The organism is Curvibacter sp. PAE-UM (genome assembly GCF_001432305.1).
Lineage (GTDB): Bacteria > Pseudomonadota > Gammaproteobacteria > Burkholderiales > Burkholderiaceae_C > Hylemonella.
In genome coordinates, this window is record NZ_KQ483358.1 from 2889579 (window position 1) to 2911549 (window position 21971).

Consider the following 21971-nt stretch of genomic DNA (forward strand, 5'->3'; position numbering starts at 1 on the left):
GAGGTGAACCGGATACCAAAACCAAAGACCACAAGGGCGCGCCATGGCGCGTCCTTGTTTGGCTGTTTTGTCTTCGGCTGTTGGTTCCCCATGCCGTGTGGCAGGGCTGAGCAGCGCAGCAGCGGGCGGTTCAGGGCGGGCGTTGTCTGAGCGCAGCGAGTTTAGCCCGACCCCGCCCGGTGCGAGCAGCGCAAGGTACCCCGCAGGGGCCCTGACTTCGGCTCGCCTTTCTTTTGGGTACTTTGCTTTGGCGAAGCAAAGAAAAGTACCTCGCCTGCCGGGGCGAGACCCGGCTTGCCGCATAAACGATCACTCAAGCGAAAAGAGAAAACTAAAATCACGGGTGTGAACGACATCCTCAATATCTCCGCCTACAAATTCGTCCCCCTCCCCGACGCCCATGCGCTGCGCGATCGCCTGCACGAACAGGCCGTCGCCCTGGACCTCAAAGGCACGGTGCTGCTGGCCGAGGAAGGCATCAACCTCTTTCTGGCCGGCCCGGGCGCGGCGGTGCGCGAATTCGTGGCGAAGCTGCGCCAGGATCCGCGCCTGGCCGATCTGGTGCCGAAAGAGAGCTGGTCGGCCCAGGTGCCGTTTCGCAAGCTACTGGTCAAGGTCAAGCGCGAGATCATCCGCATGAACCACCCCACCATCCGGCCAGCCGCGGGGCGTGCACCGGCCGTGCCGGCCGCCACCGTGCGGCGCTGGCTGGACCAGGGGCATGACGATGACGGACGCCCGGTGGTGACCCTGGACACGCGTAATGCCTTCGAGATCGACCACGGCACGTTCGAAGGCGCGATCGACTGGCGCATCCAAAAATTCTCCGATTTCCCGCAGGCGCTCCAGGCGCACCAGGCCGAGCTCCAGGGCAAGACGGTGGTGAGCTTTTGTACCGGCGGCATCCGCTGCGAAAAAGCGGCCATCTACATGCAGGAGAGCGGACTGGAACACGTCTACCAGCTCGAAGGCGGCATCCTCAAGTACTTCGAGGAGTCCGGAGGGGCGCATTTTCGGGGTGAATGCTTCGTATTCGACGAACGCGAGGCGTTGGGAGCCGATCTTCAGGCCAGACGCAACTGAGCGGGCAAGCGAGACTTATTTCACCCGAATCGGCACTCGGGTAACGCCCGGGGCCTGTTGCCCGGGCATGCGGTCGATTACCATGGTGCCGAGTCCGCTGTTTTCGAAAACGTCAGCGGACCCCACCCATGCGCGCCCAACGGTCTGCCCCAACAACCCATCGCCCGCTGTCGGTCGCAAGGCGCAGGGTTTTGCTGGGCGCTGCGCTGCCCTGGCTGCTGCCGCTCACCGCCTGCGGTCCCAGGCGTCCCCTGGTCCTGGCAGGACACCCCTGGCCCGGCTATGAGCCCATGTTCCTGGCGCGCTCGCTGGGGTACCTACCCAAGGATCTCAGCCTGCTCGAAGCACCCACGGTGCAGGCCTCTATCGACGCCGTCAAGAATGGCTCGGCCGATGGCGCCATGCTCACCCTCGATGAAATACTGCTGCTGCGCGACGAGGGCGTGCCCCTGCAGATCGTGCTGGTCTTCGATGTTTCCAAGGGTGCCGACGTTCTGCTGGCACGCCCGACGCTCAAGCGCTTGACCGACCTGAAGGGCCGGCGCATCGGTGCCGAAGGCAGTGCCCTGGGTTCCCTGATGCTGGCCATGGTGCTGGAGAAGGCGGGCCTGCGGCTGGAGGACGTGCGCGTGCAGCGCATCGTCTACGACGAGCATGAAAGTGCCTGGGCCACGGGCGGGCTCGATGCCCTCGTGACTTATGAACCGGTCGCGACCCGTCTCAAGAAGACCGGCGCGCGTCAGTTGCTGAGCACACGCGAGATGCCCGACACCATCTTCGATGTGCTGGCGGTACGCACGGGTGCCCTGGAAACGCACGGTCACATCCTGCGCGCCAGCCTGGATGGGCATTTCAAGGCCCTGAGCTACCTGCGGCAGAACCCCTGGGATGCGGCCTACCAGACGGCGCAGCACCTGGGTGTCAGCGCAGAGGAGATGATTGCTTCACTGCGCGGCCTGGAATTGCCGGATCTGATCGGCAACCAGCGTTATCTCTCGGCGCAGGATGGTGATCTGCGGCGCGTCACGAGCAAGCTCTCGGCCATCATGCTGCAGGCTGGCATCATCCGCCAGCCCGTGGATACCAGGCTGCTCTACAGTGGTGCCTACCTGCCGGCCACTGCCACATGATGATCAAACGCCGCCTGCAACGCGCACTTGCCGGCCTGCTCCTGGCCCTGGCCGCCACGCCGCTGAGGGCCGACCCTGAAACCATCGTGGTGGGTGTCCTGTCGTTCCGTCCTGAAGCCCTCGCCCTGGCCCAGTGGAAACCCCTGACCGACTACCTCAACCGCTCGGTCCCCTCGGCGCACTTCGAACTCAAGGTGTACGAATACGGCCCCATGCAGGAAGCCGTGCGCCAGCAGGCGGTGGACCTGGTGATCACCCAGCCCGGCGAGTACGTACGCATGGTGCACCAGAACGGTCTCTCGACCCCCCTGGCCACCCTGATCAACCTGGAAAACGGGCGGCCGGTGCGTGCCATGGGCGGCGTCATCGTGGCACGCAGCGCACGCCAGGACCTGCGCGACCTGAAGGATCTGCAAGACCAGCGCATCGCCACCGTCTCGCGCCTGTCCTTCGGCGCCTACCAGATCCAGGCCACCGAACTGGCGCGCCTGTCGATCAGCCCCGAGCGCGTGGTGGAAACCGGCTTACCGCAGGACCGCGTCATCGAAGCCTTGCTGGCCAACGAGGCCGACGTCGCTTTCGTGCGCACCGGCCTGCTCGAAACCCTGGTACGCGAGGGGCGGCTCAAGCCGGGTGAGCTCAAGGTCCTGGGACAGCAGAACTACCCCGGTTATCCCTACGCCCTGTCCTCGCGGCTTTACCCGGAATGGCCAGTCGTCGCCATGTCGCACCTGCCGGAAGATCTCTCGGTGCGCATCGCCGGCGCCCTGCTTTCGCTGCCGCACGGCGGCGACGCGGCAAGGCGCATGGGCATCTACGGCTTCACCGTGCCGGCCGACTACGAACCGGTACGCGCCATGATGCGCGAGTTGCGCGCCCCGCCCTTCGACAAACCGCCGGTCATCTCCTGGCGCGACATCTGGCAGCAGTACGGCCTGCTGGTCGCCAGCGCGGTGCTGACCCTGCTGGTCATCGTGGTGATGGCGCTGCGCGAGATGCTGCTGCGCCAGCGCATGGATTCGTTCAGCAACGCCATGGGCGAAGGCATGTTCGTGCTGGATCGCCAGGGCATCGTCACCTACATCAACCGCGCCGCGTGCCGCCTGCTCGGTTACCAGCGCGAGGCGCTGCTGGGCCGGCAACTGCTGCCCCTGATCCTCTCGACCGCATCCCAGCCCCAGTACCTGGGCGGAACCAACCCCCTGCTCGACCCGCAACGCTGGCAACTGCCTTACGAAGGAGAAAACGTCTTCGTCAGTGCCAGTGGCAAAGTCTTCCCGGTCGAGGTCAGCAGCCGGCCCGTACGGCGCAAGGACCGCTTCGTACGCATCGTGACCGTGTTCTCCGACATCTCGGAGCGCAAGGCCCACAGCGAACATGTCTACCACCTGGCCTACCACGACGCCCTCACCGGCCTGCCCAACCGCCGCCTGCTGTTCGAACGCCTGCAGGAAAGCCTGGGCCGCAGCAACGGGAGCAGCCGCGGTGCCCTGTTGTTCTCGGACCTGGACCGCTTCAAGCAGCTCAACGACACCCTGGGCCACAAGGTCGGCGACGCCTTGTTGCAGGCCGTGGCCGGTCGGATGCTGCGCATCGTCGGCGACCAAGGCCTGGTGGCGCATACCGGCGGCGACGAATTCGCAGTGCTGCTGGAGCGGCTCGACACCGATCCCGAGCGCGCCAGTGCCCAGGCACGCAGCCTGGCGGAAAAGCTGCGCAGCAGCATGCGCGAACCCTTCGGCATCGACAGCCAGTACCACCAGATGACGGTCAGCATCGGCGTGGCGTTGTTCGATGGCCCCGAGACCGGTGCCGACGAACTGATCAAGCGCGCCGACATGGCCATGTACGAGGCCAAGGCCGGCGGACGCAATGCCATCCGCTTCTTCGACCACGATATCGCCGTGCAGCTCAGCCAGCGCGTGACCCTGGAAGCGGACCTGAACCAGGCGCTGGCCCTGCAGCAGTTCCGCGTGTTTTTCCAGCCGCAGTACGACAGCGAAGGCCGCATGGTCGGCGCCGAGGCCCTGGTGCGCTGGTTGCATCCGCAGCGCGGCCTGGTGACGCCAGGCCACTTCATCCCCCTGGCCGAGGAAACCGGCCTGATCCTGCCGCTGGGCCAGTGGGTGCTGGAGCAGGTCTGCCAGCAGATCGAACGCTGGCGCGGCCATCCGGTGCTGGGCGAGCTGGTGATCTCCGTCAATCTCTGCGCCCACCAGCTGCTGCAGGCCAACTTCGTCGAAAGCATCACCTCGGTGCTGATGGCCACCGGCGCCGACGCCAGACGGCTGCAGCTGGAGCTGACCGAAAGCGTGCTGGCCCACAACATCGACGACGCCACGGACAAGATGCGCAGGCTGGTGGCGCTGGGGGTGCAGTTTGCGCTGGACGACTTCGGCACCGGCTACTCCTCGCTGAGCTACCTCAAGCGCCTGCCCATCCAGCAGCTCAAGATCGACGCCTCCTTCGTGCGCGACCTGCAGACCGACCCCAACGACGTGGTCATCACCCAGACCATCATCGCCCTGGGCCAGAGCCTGGGGCTGGAGGTGATTGCCGAAGGCGTGGAAACCGAAGCCCAGCGCGACATCCTGCTGCAGCAGGGCTGTCGCCTGTTCCAGGGTTATTTCTATGCCCGGCCTCAAGCTTTGGCCGATCTGGTCGATCTAGTTCATAAAGTTCATCCGCTTCCCCAGGAGTCCCCCCCATGACCGGTTTTTTCGGCCCCGCCACGGCACTGATGGCGCGCCTGCGCTTCAGCTACAAGTTCGCACTCTCGGGCCTCGTGGCCCTGGCCCTGCTCGTCTACATGGGCATCTCCCAGCTTTCTGCCCTGCAGTCACGCGTGAGCATGATCGCTTCGGAACGCGCCGCCGTGGCCCTGATGGCCGACCTGGTGGAGTGGAACAAGGTGCTGATCGAGAGCCGGCGCATCACCATCACGGCCGCCCCGGGTGACCAGGGCGTGCGCCAGCGCTTCAAGGACAACGCCAAGGCGGTGGATGCGGTGCTCAAGCGCATCGAAGACGGCGTGAAGGCCTCCACCCCCTGGTTCGACATGGGCAAGGAGTTCAAGGGCCTGCAGGACGGCTGGGCCGAGCTGCAGAAGAAGGTCGACGCCCTCCCCCTGGACACCGACTTCGCACAGAAGGCCTTCGGCGCGCACGCCCCGGAGTACGGCCGCCTGTACGCCTTCATGCGCGACATGGGCAACCGCTCGCGCATGTCGCTGGACCCGGACCTGGACCTGTTCTACCTGGGCTACCCGCTGGCCAACAACACGCCCAGCACCGCCGGCATCGCCGTGCGCATGGCCGCGTATTCCACGCTCAACGTCTCGCGCGGCGACATCAAGCCCGGCGACAAGGTGTTCTACGAGGTGACCGAGGCGCGCCTGAGCGACACCTTCGGCACGGTCGAGACCATGCTCTCCCAGGCCATGAAGGCCAACCCCGACGTGGAGAAAAAGCTCAGCAAGAACTTCGACACGCTCAAGTCCAGTGCCAAGGAGTTCATCGCCTACACGCGCAAGAATTTCACCACGGCGGATGCCATCGGTGTCACACAGCAACAGGCCGGCCAGGCCGCGCAGGCCACCATCGACGCGGCCTGGGCGCTGGTCGAGCAGAACCGCAAGGTCATGGATGAAGTGCTGGCCGAACGCTCCAGCAGCGCCGCCACCAAACGCACCCTGCTGGGCCTCGTGCTGGGCCTGGGCATCCTGGTCTCGATCTACCTCTACATGGGCATGTACTACGGCATCACCGGCGCCATGCAACAGGCCAAGCAGGCAGGCCGCGCGATTGCCGCGGGTGAGCTGGGCACCGTGCCCGAGCCGGCCACGCGCGACGAATTCGCCGACCTGATGGACGACCTGCGCCGCGCCGACCGCTCCCTGGTGGGCATCATCAGCAATGTCAAGGGGGCGGCCGAGTCCATCGCCACCGCCTCCTCGGAAATCGCCCAGGGCAATGCCGACCTGAGCGCCCGCACCGAACAGCAGGCCGGCTCCCTGGAACAGACCGCGTCGGCCATGGGCAGCCTCACACAGACCGTGCAGCACAGCGCCGACAACGCGCGCCAGGCCTCGCAACTGGCGGCCACCGCCTCCCAGGTCGCCGCGCGCGGCGGCCAGGCCGTGGGTGAAGTCGTGAGCACCATGGCCGGCATCCAGACCGCATCGAAAAAGATCAACGACATCATCGGCGTCATCGACGGCATCGCCTTCCAGACCAACATCCTCGCGCTCAACGCCGCGGTGGAAGCCGCGCGCGCCGGCGAGCAGGGCCGCGGTTTTGCCGTGGTCGCCGGTGAAGTGCGTCTGCTGGCGCAGCGCAGCGCCGAGGCCGCCAAGGAGATCAAGGCCCTGATCTCCGACAGCGTGAACCAGGTGGACAAGGGCTCGCACCTGGTCGGCGACGCCGGCAACACCATGGGCGAGATCGTGGCCCAGGTCCGGCGCGTGACCGACCTGATCGGCGAGATCAGCGCGGCCACGGTGGAGCAGTCCTCGGGCATCGCGCGCGTCAACGACTCGATCACGGGCATCGACCAGATGACCCAGCAGAACTCCGCGCTGGTCGAGGAATCGGCCGCAGCCGCGGCCAGCCTGCGCGATCAGGCCACCCGTCTCAACGAGATGGTCAGCGTGTTCAAGATCACCAGCTGATCGGTTGCCGCGAGACCCGGGCCGGGTCTCGCACTTCAGGACAGGAAGCGTCGCTCGGGCAGGGGAATGAACTCGGTCTCGCCCGGCACCTGGCCCAGGCGCTGGGCCTCCCAGTCGTCGGCCGCCTGCGCGATGCGCTCGCGGCGAGCGGAGACGAAGTTCCACCACATATGGCGCGGTGCATCCAGCGGCGCGCCACCGATCACCACCAGGCGGGTGGCCTCGCTGGCGATCAGCTCCGCGCCCGCCGGGCCCAGCACTGCCATCTGCTGCGCTGCCAGCGGCTGGCCATCGAGCGTCAAAGCACCCTGCACCACGTAGACCGCCAGCTCGGGCGCCAGCGCGGGCAGCTGGAGACGACCACCGGCCGGCAGCTGCACATCCAGGTACAACGTGGGCATCAGCGTATGCACCGGCGAACGCAAGCCGAAAGCCTCGCCCACCAGCACACGCACCGTCGCATCATCGACCCGCCCCTCGGGGATCGCCGCGGCCGGTGTGTGCTCGAACGACGGCTCGGCCTCCTCGTGCTCGCGCGGCAGGGCCACCCAGAGCTGCAGGCCATGGTTGGTGTAGGTGCTGCTGCGTAGCGACTCGGGACGGCGCTCGGAATGCACGATGCCGCGCCCGGCCGTCATCCAGTTGATGGCGCCGGGCTCGATCAGTTGCACCGAGCCCAGGCTGTCGCGGTGCATCATCGCGCCCTCGAACAGATAGGTCACCGTGGCCAGGCCGATGTGCGGATGCGGCCGCACATCGTGCTCGGTTCCGGGCGTTTCCAGCGCGGGACCGAAGTGGTCAAAGAAGATGAAGGGACCGACCGAACGCTGCGCCGCCGCGGGCAGCAGGCGTCGCACCAGGAAACCGCCCCCCAGATCCTTCTGGTGGCCCGTAAGGATGTGTTGTGGCGGTTTCATGGCGTTGGTGGCCCTCCTGGAGCCCGACTCTACGCTCAGCCGCGCAGCTTGGCGGCAACCACGGCCACGCGCTGGCCGAACAGGCGCGCGGTTTCCAGGTCACCGGCTTCCATCTTGTCGGCCGGTGCGTCGGAGGCCGTCTGGCCCATCAGACCGGCATTCGCGGCCAGATAGTTGACGTCGCTGCGCTTGGAGTCCTTGGTGTTGTGGTACGCCATGCCCAGACCGACCCACAGACCGCCATGCTGCATGGCCAGCGTGTGCAGATAGCTCAAGGTGGAGCCCTTGTCGCCGTTGACGTTGGAGCTGTTGGTGAAACCCGCGAACACCTTGTCCTTCCAGGCCTGGGTGTACCAGGGCTTGCTGGAAGCGTCGGCGAACTTCTTGAACTGCCAGCTCACGCTGCCCATGTAGGTGGGCGAGCCCATGATGATGGCGTCGGCGGCAGCCAGCGTCTCCCAAGCAGCTTCGGGCAGGTTGCCCTCGGCGTCGATGGTGAGCAGTTCGGCACCGGCGCCTTCGGCCACGGATTGGGCCAGGCGTTGGGTATGGCCATAACCCGAATGAAAGACAACAGCAACTTTTGCCATGAGATGACTCCAGTAAAAACGATTTGAGAAATTGCAAGGACACGTGCCGGTCCCGTGTGTCACGGGGCCCGGCACGCAGGCTGAGGATCAGCGCTGACGCTTGGCGTCCAGGCTCCAGGCGCCGGCGCCGTGCGCGGCCAGCACCAGCAGGCCGCCGACCACCGCGATGTTCTTGTTGAACATCAGCTGCTGCACGAAGACCTGGTCAGCCGGCACGCCCCAGTAGTTGTGGAAGATGAAGGTCGCGACCAGGGTGAACAGGGCCAGCGCCAAGGCGGCCAGGCGGGTGCCGAAACCGAGGATCAGAGCCAGGCCACCGAGGATTTCCACCGCGACGGCGATGGCTGCGCCCACTTCCGGCAGGGGCAGGCCCTTGGAAGCGATGTAACCGGCGGTACCGGCAAAGCCGCCGATCTTGCTGATGCCAGCCGGCAGGAACAGGGCGGCCAGCAGCAGGCGGCCAATGAGGGACAGGGGGTTTTGCAGTGTGTTGAACATGAGTAGCTCCTTGGGTGAAATGAAACAGAGAGAGAAAAAATCAGTTGGTCAGGTCGAAAACCAGCACTTCGGCGTCCTTGCCGGCCTTGAGCTCGACCCGGCTTTCGCCGGACAGCAGGGCCGCGTCACCAGCGCTCAGTCGCTGGCCATTGACCTCCAGCTCGCCGCGCACCAGGTGCACGTAGCTCTTGCGCGCCGGATCCAGCGCCAGCGTGGCGGACTCGGCGCCGTCGAACAGGCCGGCATACAGGCGCGCATCGGCGTGGATGGTCACCGAGCCGTTGGCGGCGTCGGGCGAGGCCACCAGGCGCAGCGCCCCGCGCTTCTCGGGCGTGGCGAAGGTCTTCTGCTCGTAGCTGGCCGGAATGCCGGTCACGTTCGGCTCGATCCAGATCTGGAAGAAGTGCGTGGTGTCCTTGGGCGCGTGGTTGTATTCGCTGTGCATCACACCGTTGCCGGCGCTCATGCGCTGCACATCTCCCGGCGGGATGGCGCGGCCGTTGCCCATGTTGTCCTTGTGCGCGAGTTCGCCGGACAGCACGTAGCTGATGATCTCCATGTCGCGGTGGCCGTGTGTGCCGAAACCGGTGCCCGGGGCGATGCGGTCCTCGTTGATCACGCGCAGATTGCCCCAGCCCATGTGTTGCGGGTCGTAATAACCGGCAAAGGAAAAGCTGTGAAAGGACTTGAGCCAGCCGTGATCGGCGTAGCCGCGGTCCTGCGATTTGCGTACGGTCAGCATGGTGGGCTCCTTCCAGGGTCTGCAGGTCAGGCCTGCGATGGGATGAACTTTAGGCCGGTCCGCGGGGTTTGCGATCCATGCGCTTTGATGGCATCATTCAAATTAATTGAATTAAAGATGATCCACCATGCAAACCGCCCGCGACGTGCTGACCCCCGACGCCCTGGCCATGCTGCAGACCATCGAGCACGCCGGCAGCTTTGCCGCCGCCGCGCGCGCCCTGGGCGTGGTGCCCAGCGCCCTGACCTACCGGGTGCGCCAGATCGAGGACGCGCTGGACGTGCTGCTCTACGACCGCAGTTCGCGCCAGGCCCGGCTCACCGCCGCCGGCGCCGAGCTGCTGCGCGAAGGCCAGCGCCTGCTGGCAGAAATCGACGCCGTGGCCAACCGCGTCAAGCGCGTGGCCACGGGCTGGGAATCCCAGTTCACGGTGGCGCTGGACGGCATCATCCACCGCACCACGGTGATGGAGCTGTGCGAAAGCTTCTTCGCCCTGGGCGCACCGACCCGCCTGAAACTGCGCGAGGAAACCCTCTCGGGCACGCTGGAGGCGCTGACCGGCGGCCAGGCTGATCTGGCCATCGGCGTGGCCCTGGACCCCAGCACCAGCGCCGGCGTGCACGGCAAGCCCCTGGGGCCGGTCAGCTTCGTCTACGCCGTGGCGCCGCACCACCCGCTGGCGGCCGCGCCCGAGCCCCTGACCGACGAGCTGCTGCTGCGCCATCGCGCCGTGGCGGTGGCCGACTCCGCGCAGCGCGGCAGCGGCCTGACCATCGGCCTGCTGGCCGGGCAGGACGTCTTCACCGTCGCCAGCATGCAGGCCAAGCTCGACGCCCAGCTGCGCGGCCTGGGCGGCGGCTTCGTGCCCGAGAGCATGGCACGCCCGCACATCGAAGCCGGCCACCTCGTGGTCAAGAAAACCGAACGACCAACGCGGGTGATACGCGTGAGTTATGCCTGGCGCGGCAGCGCCGAGCAACAGCAGGGCCGCGCCCTGCAGTGGTGGCTGCAACAGCTCGAAAGCCCGGCCACCCGCCGGGCGCTGCTCGGGCCGGTGCACACCAGTTTTTGAAGTCCGGCGGCGGCGGCCGGGGGGCGCCGGCTGCCGCTCCGGTACAGTGGAAGCGAAGCTGCAACTGAAATATCGACAAGAACGGAGACTGCCGACATGAAAAAACCCGCGCAACACTACGCCGTCATCGGCGCCGGCATGGCCGGCGTGGCCTGCGCCCGCACCCTGGTGCAGGCCGGCCACCAGGTCACGCTGTTCGAGAAAAGCCGCGGCGCCGGCGGCCGCATGGCCACGCGCGACACCGAATTCGGCAGCTTCGACCACGGCACCCAGTACTTCACGGTACGCAACCCGATGTTCGCGCGCGCCCTGGAAACCGTGCCCGGCCTGTGCCGGCCCTGGAGCGCCAACGCCGTGCGCGTGCTCGACCCGCTGGGCCGCGTGGTGGCCGCACCGCTGCCCACCCGCGAATCGCACTGGGTCGCCACCCCCGGCATGAACGCGCTGGTCAAGCGCTGGGCTGAACCGCTGCTGGCCCAGGGTGCGGTGGAACTGCAGACCCGGGTGGTCAAGATCGAACGTGATGCGCTGAACGAGCGTCGCTGGCAGCTGCACACCGAGGGGGCAGACGACAGCCGCCACGTGCACTCCGGTTTTGATGGCGTGCTGCTGGCCATGCCCAGCGTGCAGGCCCACGAGTTGCTGCGCAACTCCAAGCAGGCGCCGGCCCTGGCCGAGCGCATCGCCGAAGTCCGGGTGGCGCCCTGCTGGACGCTGATGGTGGCCTTTCCGCAGGCCATGCAGCCGGGCCTGTCGGCGCTCGGGCCGCAGTGGAATGCGGCGCGCAGCACGCACCACCGCATTGCCTGGCTGGCGCGCGAATCGAGCAAGCCGCAACGCGGCCCCATCGAACGCTGGACGGTACAGGCCAGCCCGGCCTGGTCGCAGGAACACCTCAACGACGACGCCGAACGCGTGCAGTCCAAGCTGCTCAAGGCCTTTGCTGAAGTCACGGGCATCCGCGCCGAACCCAGCTACGCCACCGTGCACCGCTGGCACTACGCGCAGACCATCCAGCCCCTGGACCAGAGCCACCTGTGGGATCCGGCCTCGCGCATCGGCGCCTGCGGCGACTGGTGCATGGGCCACCGCGTCGAGGACGCGTTTGTCTCCGGACTGGAGCTGGCGCTCAAGGTGGCGTAATGGCCCCCACGGTCGCTCACTGCGTGTGTTCCCTGCCCCCCGAGGGGGCCGCGTTTCGCCTTGGGGCGGCCCGGCGGCGAAACATCCGCGCTTGGTGAATGCCTGCCTCCTACATCGGCAGATTCGCCCCCTCGCCCACCGGCCCGCTGCACGCCGGCTCGATGGTGGCGGCACTCGCCAGCTGGCTCGATGCACGCGCCCACGGCGGGCGCTGGCTGGTGCGCATCGAGGATGTCGACGTGCCACGCTGTGTGCCCGGGGCCGACCGTGTGATCCTGCAGCAGATCGCCGACTGCGGCCTGCTGCCGGACGAGCCGCCCCTTTACCAGTCGCAGCGCAGTGCGCAGTACCAGCAGGCGCTGGACGATCTGGTGGCGCGCGGCCGGGCCTACCCTTGCGCCTGCTCTCGCCGCGACATCGAGGCCGAACAGCAGCGCCTGGGGCGCGTGAAATCGCGCCACGGCGAACTGGTCTACCCCGGCACCTGCCGTGACGGTCTGCACGGCAAAGCGCCACGCGCCTGGCGCCTGCGCGTGCCCGCCAGCATCGTGCCCTGGACCGACCGCCGCCTGGGCCCCCAGACGCAGGATGTGGAGGCCGACGTCGGCGACTTCGTGCTGAAACGCGCCGACGGCTATTTCGCCTACCAGCTGGCCGTGGTGGTGGACGACGGCGCCCAGGGCATCACGCACATCGTGCGTGGCGAGGATCTGGCCGACAACACGGCGCGCCAGATCCTGCTGCAGTTCGCGCTCGGACTGCCCACACCCGCCTACTTGCACACCCCGCTGGTCCTGGGCGCCAACGGCGAAAAACTCAGCAAGCAGAATGGCGCCCTGGCGCTGGACACGCGCGACCCGCTGCTCGCCCTCAAGACCGCTGCCGCCGTGCTGGGCCTGCAGGTGTCGGGCACGACCGTCGGCGACTGCTTGACGGCGGCCACGGCGCAATGGGCCGCCCTCTGGAGAGCGACCGCTAAAATCCAGGGGTGACCGATACCCCCAAGCCCCCCGAACAGGACGCCGCAGCGTCAGCCCCGCCCAAAGACCGGCGCCGCCTGCCGCCGCCCGGCGTCGACTTCCCCAAGACCATCAAGAGCTTCGTCAAGCGTGCCGGCCGCACCACCACGGGCCAGGCCAAGGCCTTCGAGCTGTATGGCCCGCGTTTTGTGCTGCCCTACAGCGCTGCGCCGCTGGACCGTGTAGCGGTCTTCGGCGCCGACGCTGCGACCCGTCCGCTGATCCTGGAGATCGGCTTCGGCATGGGCGACGCCACCGCGCACATTGCGGACCTGATGCGCGAGAGCAACTTCCTGGGCTGCGAGGTGCACGAGCCCGGTGTGGGTGCGCTGCTCAAACACATCGGCGAACGCGAACTCACGAACATCCGCATCCTGCAACACGATGCGGTCGAGGTGCTGGACCACATGCTGCCCGAGCAGAGCCTGGACGGCGTGCACATCTTTTTCCCCGATCCCTGGCACAAGACCAAACACCACAAGCGCCGCCTGCTGCAAGCCCCGCTGGTGGCCAAGCTGGCTGCGCGCCTGAAACCCGGTGCTTACCTGCACTGCGCCACCGACTGGGAACCTTATGCCCAGCAGATGCTGGCCGTGCTGGGTGCCGAGCCGCTGTTGAAGAACACGGCCGAGGGCTACGCCCCCAAGCCCGACTACCGGCCCCTGACCAAGTTCGAGAAACGCGGCCTGCGCCTGGGCCACGGGGTCTGGGACCTGGTGTTCACTCGCGTCTGATCTTCCATGAGCCGCCCGCCGCATCGCAGCAAACCGCCGATGCGCGAAGGCGTCGGCGCCAGTTGCGTCGCCCTGCCCCACGGCCCCTGGACACGGCTGTTCGACTTCCTCGCTGAACGGCTGCCGGCAGTGAGCGCCGAACAATGGCAAGAACGCATGGCACAGGGCCACGTGCTCGATGAGAGCGGCGCGCCACTGTCACCGGAGGCGCCCTATCGCCACGGCACGCGCGTCTACTACTACCGTGCGCTGGACGCCGAACCCGTCATTCCTTTCGAGGAAACCATCCTCTACCAGGACGCGCACCTGCTGGTGGCCGACAAACCGCATTTCCTGCCCGTCACCCCCACCGGCCGTTACGTGCAGCAGACCCTGCTGGTGCGCCTCAAGCGCCGCACCGGCATCGAAGACCTGAGCCCCATCCACCGCATCGACCGCGAAACCGCCGGCCTGGTGGTGTTCAGCGTGCGGCCGCAGGACCGCGGTGCCTACCAGGCGCTGTTTCGCGAGCAGGTGGTGGACAAGGCATACGAGGCCATTGCCCCGCTGCGGCCCGATCTGCCGCTGCCGGCCGTGCACCGCAGCCGCATCGAGCCCGACGAGCGCTTTTTCCGCCAGCGCGAAGTGCCGGGTGAGCCCAACAGCGAGACGCAGATCGAGCTGATCGAAGCGCTGGGCGAGCTGGCGCGCTACCGCCTGCGCCCGCGCAGCGGCAAGACGCACCAGTTGCGCGTGCACATGGACGCGCTGGGGCGTCCGATTACCGGCGACCTCTTCTACCCTGAAGTGGTCCATGGCCCGGGCCACGCCGACGAGGACTGGAGCCGCCCGCTCCAGCTGCTGGCGCGCGCACTGGCCTTCACCGACCCCGTCACCGGCGAGCCGCGGCACTTCGAAAGCCGGCGTCAGTTGGCGGTGGGGTGATACGTCTTGAAACAGCGCAAGCGCCACGACACGGCGATACTGCAACGCATCTCCTGCACCATGACACCATGAAAAAACTCCTTACACTGCTCGCCTTCTCTGCGGCCCTGGCCCAGCCCGCCCTGGCAGGCGACCTCTCGGCACTCGGCAACCTGAGCCAGTCGGAATTCCGCCGGGTCTCCGAAGACCTCGGCGCAGCCTTCAGCTACAAGCCCATCGCCCCGACCGAGGCGCAAGGCATCACCGGTTTCGACATCGGCCTCGAAGTCACCGGCACCGACATCTCCCGGAGCGCCGGCGCCCTGTCCCGGGCCGGCGCCAGCGACAACAGCATGAACACGCTGCTGATCCCCAAGCTGCATCTGCACAAGGGCCTGCCGCTCGGGCTGGACGTGGGCGCCTTCGTCGCCAACGTCCCGGCCATCAACGCCCGGCTCTACGGCGCCGAAGTGCGTTACGCCCTGCTCGGTGGCGGCGTGGCCATGCCGGCCATCGGCGTGCGCGGTGCCTACACCCGGCTCGACGGCGCCAGCCAACTGGCCCTCAGCACGCGCAGCGTGGACATCTCCATCTCCAAGGGCTTCACCGTGCTCACGCCCTACGCCGGTGTCGGCCAGGTCTGGGTCGACAGCTCGCCCAATGCCGGCAACCTCGCGGGCGAAAGCTTCAGCCAGGGCAAGCTCTTCATCGGGCTCAACCTGAACCTGGGCCTGCTCAACCTGGCCTTCGAAACCGACAAGACCGGTGACACCACGTCCTGGGGCATGAAGGTCGGCCTGCGCTGGTGATCGCCCGACGCCATGGGGCTATCACTTTTTCCGATAGCCGCTAAGTAAAAACCAGCGGCCGCCGGTCGGTCGTGCTCCCTATACTGCGAGATTGCATCGGCCCGCCCGGCGGGCTGCATCCACCTGAGGAGATTCCATGACATTCAAGATCAAGACGCTCGCCCTCGCGCTGGGCACCTTGCTGGCCGCCGGCCCCGCGCTGGCCCAGGCCAACTGGCCGACCAAGCCCCTGACCATGGTGGTGGGCTTTGCCGCTGGCGGCGCCACCGACGCGGTGGCCCGCATCATCGCCAAGCACCTGGGTGATGAGCTCAAGCAGAACGTGGTGGTGGACAACAAGGCCGGCGCCGGCGGCAACATCGCCACCGACTTCGTGGCCCGTGCCGAACCGGACGGCCACACGCTGCTACTGGGCAGCGTGGGCTCGCTCACGGTCGCCCCGCACATGAACGCCAAGCTGCCGTACAAGCCCCTGCAGGATTTCGCCCCGGTCACCATGGCCGTGGTGTTCTCCAACGTGCTGGTGGTCAAGGCCGACCTGCCCGTGAAGACCCTGGCCGACTACGTGAAGCTGGCCAAGGCGCAGCCCGGCAAGCTGACTTACGCCTCGCCCGGCATCGGCGGCGCCGGCCACCTGGCCGGTGAACTGCTCAAGATCAAGGCCGACATCGACCTCACCCACGTCGCCTACAAGGGCGGCGGCCCGGCCATGCTGGGCCTGCTCGGCGGCGAGGTCGATTCCTTCATGTCCACCCCGCCCACGGCCGGCCCGCACATCAAGAGCGGCAAGATCCGCGCCCTGGCGACCACTGGTGCCAAGCGCGACCCGCTGATGCCTGACGTGCCCACCGTGGCCGAGCAGGGCTACCCCGGTTTCGACACGCTGAACTGGTACGCCTACGTGGTGCCTGCCAAGACACCCAAGGCCGTGGTGGACCGCCTGAACCAGGTGCTGGTCAGGATCCTCAAGGACCCGGACGTGGTCAAGGAACTCGAGATGAAGGGCCTGTCACCCAGCCCCGGCACCCCGGCCGAACTTGCGGCCTACATGAAGCGCGAGTACGACACCTGGGGTCAGGTGGTCAAGAAAGCCGGCATCAAGCCAGAGTAAACGTCTCACGCCAAGGGGCAGGCCTGTAAACCTGCTGCGCTGACGAGCTCATCGACGGGCTCCGGCCGGCCCTGCAGGTAACCATGGGTGCCGGCCATGCGCCGGTCCTCGCGCCCCTCACGCAGATAAATCAGAAGCTTTCCCAGTCCCCGGCATCGCCGTCTTTGGCCCTGACCGCTGCACCCGAGGAAGCGGTCGGCGCCGACAATGCCGGCTTGCGGGCCGCGGGCCTGCCCGGTGCCTTGCTGGCCGCCGCCGGACGTGCCGTCATCACCGGCGCACGGGCCACCGGCACCGCAGCCGGCTCCCCATGGGCGAGTTTGAAAACGGATACCGCCTGCACCAGGTCCTGGGCCTGGCCGCGCAGGCTGCTGGCCGCCGCCGCCATCTCTTCCACCAATGCAGCATTCTGTTGCGTGGCCTGGTCCATCTGCGTCACGGCCTCGCCGATCTGGGCCACACCCTGGCTCTGCTCTGTACTGGCTGCACTGATCTCGCCCATGATGTCGGTCACCCGGCGGATGCTGGCCACCACCTCGTTCATCGTCGCGCCGGCCTGGTCCACCAGCGCGCTGCCCTGCCCGACCCGCTCCACGCTGTCAGTGATCAGGGTCTTGATCTCCTTGGCGGCATCGGCACTGCGCCCCGCCAGCGAGCGCACTTCAGATGCCACCACGGCAAAACCGCGGCCCTGCTCGCCAGCCCGTGCGGCTTCCACGGCGGCGTTCAGCGCCAGGATGTTGGTCTGGAAGGCGATGCCGTCGATCACGCTGATGATGTCGGCAATCTTCCGGGAACTGTCGTTGATGCCCTTCATGGTGTCCACCACCTGGGCCACCACTTCACCGCCCTGCACCGCCACGGTACTGGCGCTCTGCGCCAGCTGGTTGGCCTGGCGCGCGTTGTCGGCGTTCTGTTTCACCGTCGAAGACAGCTCTTCCATCGAAGCGGCCGTCTCTTCCAGCGCGCTGGCCTGACTCTCGGTACGCGCGCTCAGGTCGTTGTTGCCCTGGGCGATCTCGGCGCTGGCCGTGGACACCGATTCCGATCCCTGGCGTACCGTGCCCACCACCTTGACCAGGCCGTCCTGCATGCCCGACAGCGCCTTGAGCAGCTGCGCCACCTCGTCCTGGCCCGAGGTATCGATGCGGCGCGACAGGTCACCCTGGGCCACGGCGTGGGTCGTGGCAATCGCTTCGGCCAGGGATCTCGAGATGTTGCGCACCAGCATCCAGCCAAAAACAATCGCAAAGCCTACGCCCAGGATGAAGAAACCGATGGCCATCAGGCGCGCGGTGTTGTAGCGCGAGACAGCCGAGTCGTACTCCTCCTTGGCCACTTCCAGTTGCAGGTCCGTCAGCAGCCCCAGCTGCTTGCGCACCTCCGGATAGATCACGCTGTCCTTTTCGGCCAGCAAGCGGCGCGCCGCATCGAGATCGCTGGCGCGCAGGGCCGTCTGGACAGGCCTCAGGAATTCGCTGACGAAGCGGCCCCGCACCTGCGCAAAGGCCTTGGCGATTTCGGTCTCCTTGGGCGTCAGGTAGGTCGACATATAGGCTTCCCACACCTTGTTGATCGCCACGATGTTCTCGTCGATCTGGTCAACATTGGCCTTGATGTTCTCGGGCATGGGGAGGGCAATCGCATTGTTCGCCGCCACCCGGTTGCGCAGGATGTTGCGCTGCACATCCAGCAACTGCCCCATGGGCACGGTACGGTCTTCGTAGACCGTCTTCAGGCCGTCGTTGGTGTTGCTCATGCCCCGGATGCCGATGAAACCGACGATCAGCAGCAGCAGCACCAGCACGCTGACCAGCAGGGTGAGGCGCGTGGAGATTTTGAGATTGTTCATGGGGATTCCCGTGTCGTGAGGGATGTGTTGGGGTTTGAGTCGGTGGACCGGAATGAGGATAGCCTTGGATGCGCTTCAGATCAATGAGGGTTGGCGCTGTTTTCCCACCGCCCCAAAACCGTGCGGGTCACGGAAGGAGAGCATGTTCTGGCGCGTGGATGAAAACCAGGATTCCTACACCCGGGTCCATCGCCGATCCGGGTGAGCGAGCAGGCATACGTGTCCGACCTGGCGCCGCTGGATACCACGGCCGAGGTCGGTGGAACATGATATGTTCAGCGCTGAATGCACGCAAGCCACCCGGATCCCTCCAGCAGCGCGCAGCCCCTGGCTGCCCTCTCGGCAGTTCCGGCCTGAGCGGGTCGACGCCCCAAAGAAGACATGAATAAAAAGCACAAAACCCTGAGGCGCTACCGGACGGAATGGTGGGGGCTGATCCTGGGCCTGCTGCTGATCGGCTCGTTGCTGGGCCTGGATCTTTACAACGCTTATCAGGAAACCTTACAGACAGCGCAAGCGCGTCTGCTGCACAACCTGAATATTGTCGAGATCAATCTCAGCCGGCGCATGCAAAGCACCAGCAGTGCGCTGGATGTGGTCCGTGAAGAAATACAGGCCGGGAAAACGAACCCTTCCGCGATGAACCCGCGCCTGTCCGCCATGGTGGCAGCACAGGCTGGCGTGCGCACCATGGCATGGATCGATGCCAAAGGCACGGTGGTGGCCAGCAATCGCAGGGAACTCGTCGGCCAGAATTTCCGGAATTCAGAGCGTTACACCATCATTCGCCAGACGGCAGACCCCGGTGTGCTCCATCTGTCGGCACCATATGTCACCTCACTGGGCAACTACTCGATGAGCATCGGCAAGATGGTGCAGGGGCCGCAGGGCCGCTTTGACGGTTATGTGCTGGCCATCCTCGATGCAGAGTATTTCAGTGTGCTAATGGAATCCATCCTGTACGCACCCGATGTGCATGCCGGCCTGATCCACAGCGATGGCCAGCTGATCTTCCGTGCCCCTGACCTGGAAAAGGTCGTGGGCGTGAATCTGGCAGCCCGGCCGGATTCCCTGTTCAACCGCTTCGTCAAAAGTGGCAAGGACAAAGACGTCATCTCGGGCATGGCCGCTGCCACCCAGGTGGAGCGCATGGTGGCCTTCACCTTCATCCGGCCGCTGAACGTCAAGTCCGACAAGGCGCTGGTTGCGTCCATCGACCGGAATCTTTCTGTGGTGCTTGCCCCCTGGGTCCGGGACCTGGAGCTCAGGGCCAGCCTGTTTGCCCTTATCGCAGGTGTCACGATATTCGGCCTGTATCTGTACCAGCGCCGCCATCTGGCTTTCGAACTGCTGGAACAGCAGCAGGAGGATGAACGCCTGGCCATGGAGAAACGCATCCTCCAGATCAACGCCGATCTGGAAAACATGGTGCAGCAACGCACCGCCGAACTGGAGAAGGCCAATGCAAGCTTGCGCCACCTGTCGCGACACGACGTTCTGACCGGTCTTTCCAACCGCATGGCCGCCAACGAAAGGATCCACAGCGAATTCATGCGGATGAAGCGCACGGGGTCTCGTTATGCCGTGCTGATGCTGGACGTGGATTTCTTCAAGCGCATCAATGACACCTACGGTCATGAAGCGGGCGACCATGTTCTCAAACGGATTTCCGATGTCCTGAAAAGCTGCCTGAGAGCAAGCGACTTCGTCGCACGCTACGGCGGAGAAGAATTTCTCGTGCTGTTGCCGGACACCCCCCTGGAAGCGGCGACGCAGGTCGCCGAGAAGATCCGTCAGGCCCTGGCCAGATCGACTGACCCGATCGCTGGCGTCACCACCATGAGCATCGGCCTGGTGGTCGCCAGCCCGGAGCACCATGACGAAAACGTCGCGGTCAATGAGGCCGATGCCCGGCTCTACCAGGCCAAAAAAACCGGTCGCAACTGCGTGGTCGCGGCCTGAGGGCCGCAGCCCACCAGTGATAAGCTGGCCGGGTTAGCAAACCACGGAGTTCCCCATGTCCAGCCCTGTCCTGGTCGCCGGTGTCGGCATGATCGCTTTTGCCAAACCGGGCGCCAACCGCCCCTACCCCGAGATGGCCGCCGAGGCCACGCGCGCCGCCCTGGCCGACGCCGGCGTGGACTACGCGCAGATCCAGCAGGCCTACGTGGGCTACGTCTACGGTGACTCCACCGCCGGCCAGCGCGCGCTCTACGACGTGGGCATGAGCGGCATCCCCATCGTCAACGTCAACAACAACTGTTCCACCGGCTCCACCGCCCTCTACCTGGCGCGCCAGGCCGTGGCCAGCGGCGCCGCTGACTGCGTGCTGGCCCTGGGCTTCGAGCACATGAGCCCCGGCGCCCTGGGCGCCGTCTTCAACGACCGCCCCACACCCTTCGACCGTTTCGACGAAGCGACCCAGGAACTGGTCGGCCACGGCGAGATCCCGCTGGCCCTGCGCTATTTCGGCGGCGCCGGCCTGGCCCACATGCAGCAGTACGGCACCAGGCTGGAGACCTTTGCCGCCATCCGCGCCAAGGCCAGCCGCCACGCTGTCAACAACCCGCTGGCCCTGTTCCGCAAGGAAGTGACCACCGAGGACGTGATGGCCGCGCCCATGCTGTGGGACGGCGTGATGACCCGCCTGATGGCCTGCCCGCCCACCTGCGGCGCCGCAGCGGCCGTGATCTGCTCAGAGGCCTTTGCGCAGAAACACGGCCTGGACCGCTCGGTGCGCATCCGCGCCCAGGCCATGACGACCGACACAAACAAAACGTTCGAGGCACGCGACATGCGCGAGGTCGTGGGTTTTTCCATGGCGAAGGAGGCCGCGCGCCAGGTCTATGAAAGCGCAGGCATCGGCCCGCAGGACGTGGACGTGGTGGAACTGCACGACTGCTTCGCGCAGAACGAACTCATCACGTACGAAGCCCTGGGCCTGTGCCCCGAGGGCGGCGCAGAGAAGTTTGTGATGGACGGCGACAACACGTATGGCGGCCAGTTCGTCACCAACCCCTCGGGCGGCCTGCTCAGCAAGGGCCACCCGCTGGGCGCCACGGGCCTGGCGCAATGCACGGAGCTGGTTCAGCAGCTGCGCGGCCAGGCCGGTGCACGCCAGGTACCCGATGCGCGCCTGGCCCTGCAGCACAACCTGGGCCTGGGCGGCGCCTGCGTGGTAACACTGTACGAACGGGCCTGACGCGCCTCGTGCCTGGTCAGTGTTTCGGTGCGCCGCTCGCCTTAGCCGCGGCGTCGAAGCCGCCCTTGGCCTTCCACTCGCTCATGCCACCCTGCAGGATGCGCACGTTCTCGTAACCCGCCAGACGCAGCGCCAGGCCGGCCTGGGCCGACAGCGTGCCCTGGTTGCAGTAGATCAGCACCGGCTTGTCCTTGGGGATCTCGTTGCGCTTGGCCAGCACCTGGCGCCACTCGATGTGGTGCGCACCGGGAATGTGGCCCTTGTCGAACTGGCCCTTGTCGCGCGCGTCGATGACGAAGAACTTCTTCCAGTCGTCCTTCGGGATCTGCTCGGGGAAGATGGTGGCGCCGCCGTAATCGACGAACTCGAAGTAACCCTCCATGGCGTCGACAAGGGCCTTGTCGTTGGCATGCGCCGGCAGGCTGGCAACACCGACGGTCAGCGCGAGCAGGGAGAGAGTCAGCAGTTTTTTCATGGTTTTCATTCCTTCAATGTGA

At 66.4% G+C, this 21971-nt stretch carries 19 protein-coding genes; 13 read left to right on the plus strand and 6 right to left on the minus strand.

Annotated features, from left to right (window positions below):
* The first annotated feature begins 345 nt into the window (after positions 1-345).
* From AO057_RS13895 to AO057_RS18490, 4 genes are all read left to right on the plus strand, one after another.
* Positions 346-1083 (plus strand): sulfurtransferase, encoded by a 738-nt coding sequence (locus AO057_RS13895; RefSeq protein WP_057676508.1) that lies wholly within the window; start codon positions 346-348, stop codon positions 1081-1083.
* A 191-nt stretch (positions 1084-1274) separates the two neighbouring features.
* Entirely contained in the window at positions 1275-2213 is a 939-nt protein-coding gene (locus tag AO057_RS13900; RefSeq protein ID WP_057676509.1) for an ABC transporter substrate-binding protein, read from the plus strand.
* The gene (locus AO057_RS13905; protein WP_057676510.1) at positions 2210-4924 is read left to right on the plus strand and encodes an EAL domain-containing protein; all 2715 of its coding nucleotides are present in this window, start codon (positions 2210-2212) and stop codon (positions 4922-4924) included. The genes AO057_RS13900 and AO057_RS13905 overlap by 4 nt, the downstream gene beginning before the upstream one ends.
* A complete protein-coding gene (locus AO057_RS18490) occupies positions 4921-6882 on the plus strand; it encodes a methyl-accepting chemotaxis protein (RefSeq protein ID WP_057676511.1) in 1962 nt (653 codons plus the stop codon). Before AO057_RS13905 ends, AO057_RS18490 begins: the two co-directional genes overlap by 4 nt.
* A 35-nt stretch (positions 6883-6917) precedes the next feature.
* Here the strand turns inward: AO057_RS18490 and AO057_RS13915 are convergent, their stop codons facing one another.
* The 4 genes from AO057_RS13915 to AO057_RS13930 all read right to left on the minus strand — a co-directional run bounded on the left by AO057_RS13915 (position 6918) and on the right by AO057_RS13930 (position 9629).
* Positions 6918-7799, minus strand: coding sequence for a pirin family protein (locus AO057_RS13915; protein WP_057676512.1), 882 nt, complete (start codon positions 7797-7799; stop codon positions 6918-6920).
* A gap of 35 nt (positions 7800-7834) precedes the next feature.
* Positions 7835-8389, minus strand: coding sequence for a flavodoxin family protein (locus tag AO057_RS13920; RefSeq protein ID WP_057676513.1), 555 nt, complete (start codon positions 8387-8389; stop codon positions 7835-7837).
* 87 nt (positions 8390-8476) lie between these two features.
* The gene (locus AO057_RS13925; protein ID WP_057676514.1) at positions 8477-8887 is read right to left on the minus strand and encodes a DoxX family protein; all 411 of its coding nucleotides are present in this window, start codon (positions 8885-8887) and stop codon (positions 8477-8479) included.
* A 40-nt stretch (positions 8888-8927) separates the two neighbouring features.
* Positions 8928-9629: a pirin family protein gene (locus tag AO057_RS13930; RefSeq protein ID WP_057676515.1), complete on the minus strand. Its 702-nt coding sequence runs from the start codon at positions 9627-9629 to the stop codon at positions 8928-8930.
* A gap of 127 nt (positions 9630-9756) precedes the next feature.
* Here AO057_RS13930 and AO057_RS13935 point away from each other — a divergent pair, with 127 nt between their 5' ends.
* From AO057_RS13935 to AO057_RS13965, 7 genes are all read left to right on the plus strand, one after another.
* A complete protein-coding gene (locus AO057_RS13935) occupies positions 9757-10701 on the plus strand; it encodes a LysR substrate-binding domain-containing protein (RefSeq protein WP_057676516.1) in 945 nt (314 codons plus the stop codon).
* Between the two features lie 96 nt (positions 10702-10797).
* Positions 10798-11844, plus strand: coding sequence for an NAD(P)/FAD-dependent oxidoreductase (locus AO057_RS13940; RefSeq protein ID WP_156404557.1), 1047 nt, complete (start codon positions 10798-10800; stop codon positions 11842-11844).
* Between the two features lie 98 nt (positions 11845-11942).
* Entirely contained in the window at positions 11943-12836 is an 894-nt protein-coding gene (gene gluQRS / locus AO057_RS13945) for a tRNA glutamyl-Q(34) synthetase GluQRS (protein WP_057676517.1), read from the plus strand.
* On the plus strand, positions 12833-13597 hold the full coding sequence (trmB, locus tag AO057_RS13950) for a tRNA (guanosine(46)-N7)-methyltransferase TrmB (RefSeq protein ID WP_057676518.1): 765 nt from the start codon (positions 12833-12835) through the stop codon (positions 13595-13597). The genes gluQRS and trmB overlap by 4 nt, the downstream gene beginning before the upstream one ends.
* Before the next feature lie 6 nt (positions 13598-13603).
* Positions 13604-14521 carry an RluA family pseudouridine synthase gene (locus tag AO057_RS13955; protein WP_057676519.1) on the plus strand — a complete coding sequence of 306 codons (918 nt, stop codon included), beginning with the start codon at positions 13604-13606 and terminating at the stop codon, positions 14519-14521.
* Positions 14522-14589: 68 nt separating this feature from the next.
* Positions 14590-15309: a hypothetical protein gene (locus AO057_RS13960; RefSeq protein ID WP_057676520.1), complete on the plus strand. Its 720-nt coding sequence runs from the start codon at positions 14590-14592 to the stop codon at positions 15307-15309.
* A 136-nt stretch (positions 15310-15445) separates the two neighbouring features.
* Positions 15446-16420: a Bug family tripartite tricarboxylate transporter substrate binding protein gene (locus tag AO057_RS13965; RefSeq protein ID WP_057676521.1), complete on the plus strand. Its 975-nt coding sequence runs from the start codon at positions 15446-15448 to the stop codon at positions 16418-16420.
* A 130-nt stretch (positions 16421-16550) separates the two neighbouring features.
* Here AO057_RS13965 and AO057_RS13970 read toward each other — a convergent pair whose 3' ends face one another.
* Positions 16551-18272: a methyl-accepting chemotaxis protein gene (locus AO057_RS13970; RefSeq protein ID WP_057676522.1), complete on the minus strand. Its 1722-nt coding sequence runs from the start codon at positions 18270-18272 to the stop codon at positions 16551-16553.
* Between the two features lie 381 nt (positions 18273-18653).
* Between AO057_RS13970 and AO057_RS13975 the strand changes: the two genes are divergently transcribed.
* A complete protein-coding gene (locus AO057_RS13975; protein WP_057676523.1) occupies positions 18654-20234 on the plus strand; it encodes a sensor domain-containing diguanylate cyclase in 1581 nt (526 codons plus the stop codon).
* A gap of 55 nt (positions 20235-20289) precedes the next feature.
* Positions 20290-21474 (plus strand): lipid-transfer protein, encoded by a 1185-nt coding sequence (locus AO057_RS13980; protein WP_057676524.1) that lies wholly within the window; start codon positions 20290-20292, stop codon positions 21472-21474.
* A 16-nt stretch (positions 21475-21490) separates the two neighbouring features.
* Here the strand turns inward: AO057_RS13980 and AO057_RS13985 are convergent, their stop codons facing one another.
* Positions 21491-21949, minus strand: coding sequence for a rhodanese-like domain-containing protein (locus AO057_RS13985; RefSeq protein WP_205630031.1), 459 nt, complete (start codon positions 21947-21949; stop codon positions 21491-21493).
* Between the last annotated feature and the right edge of the window lie 22 nt (positions 21950-21971).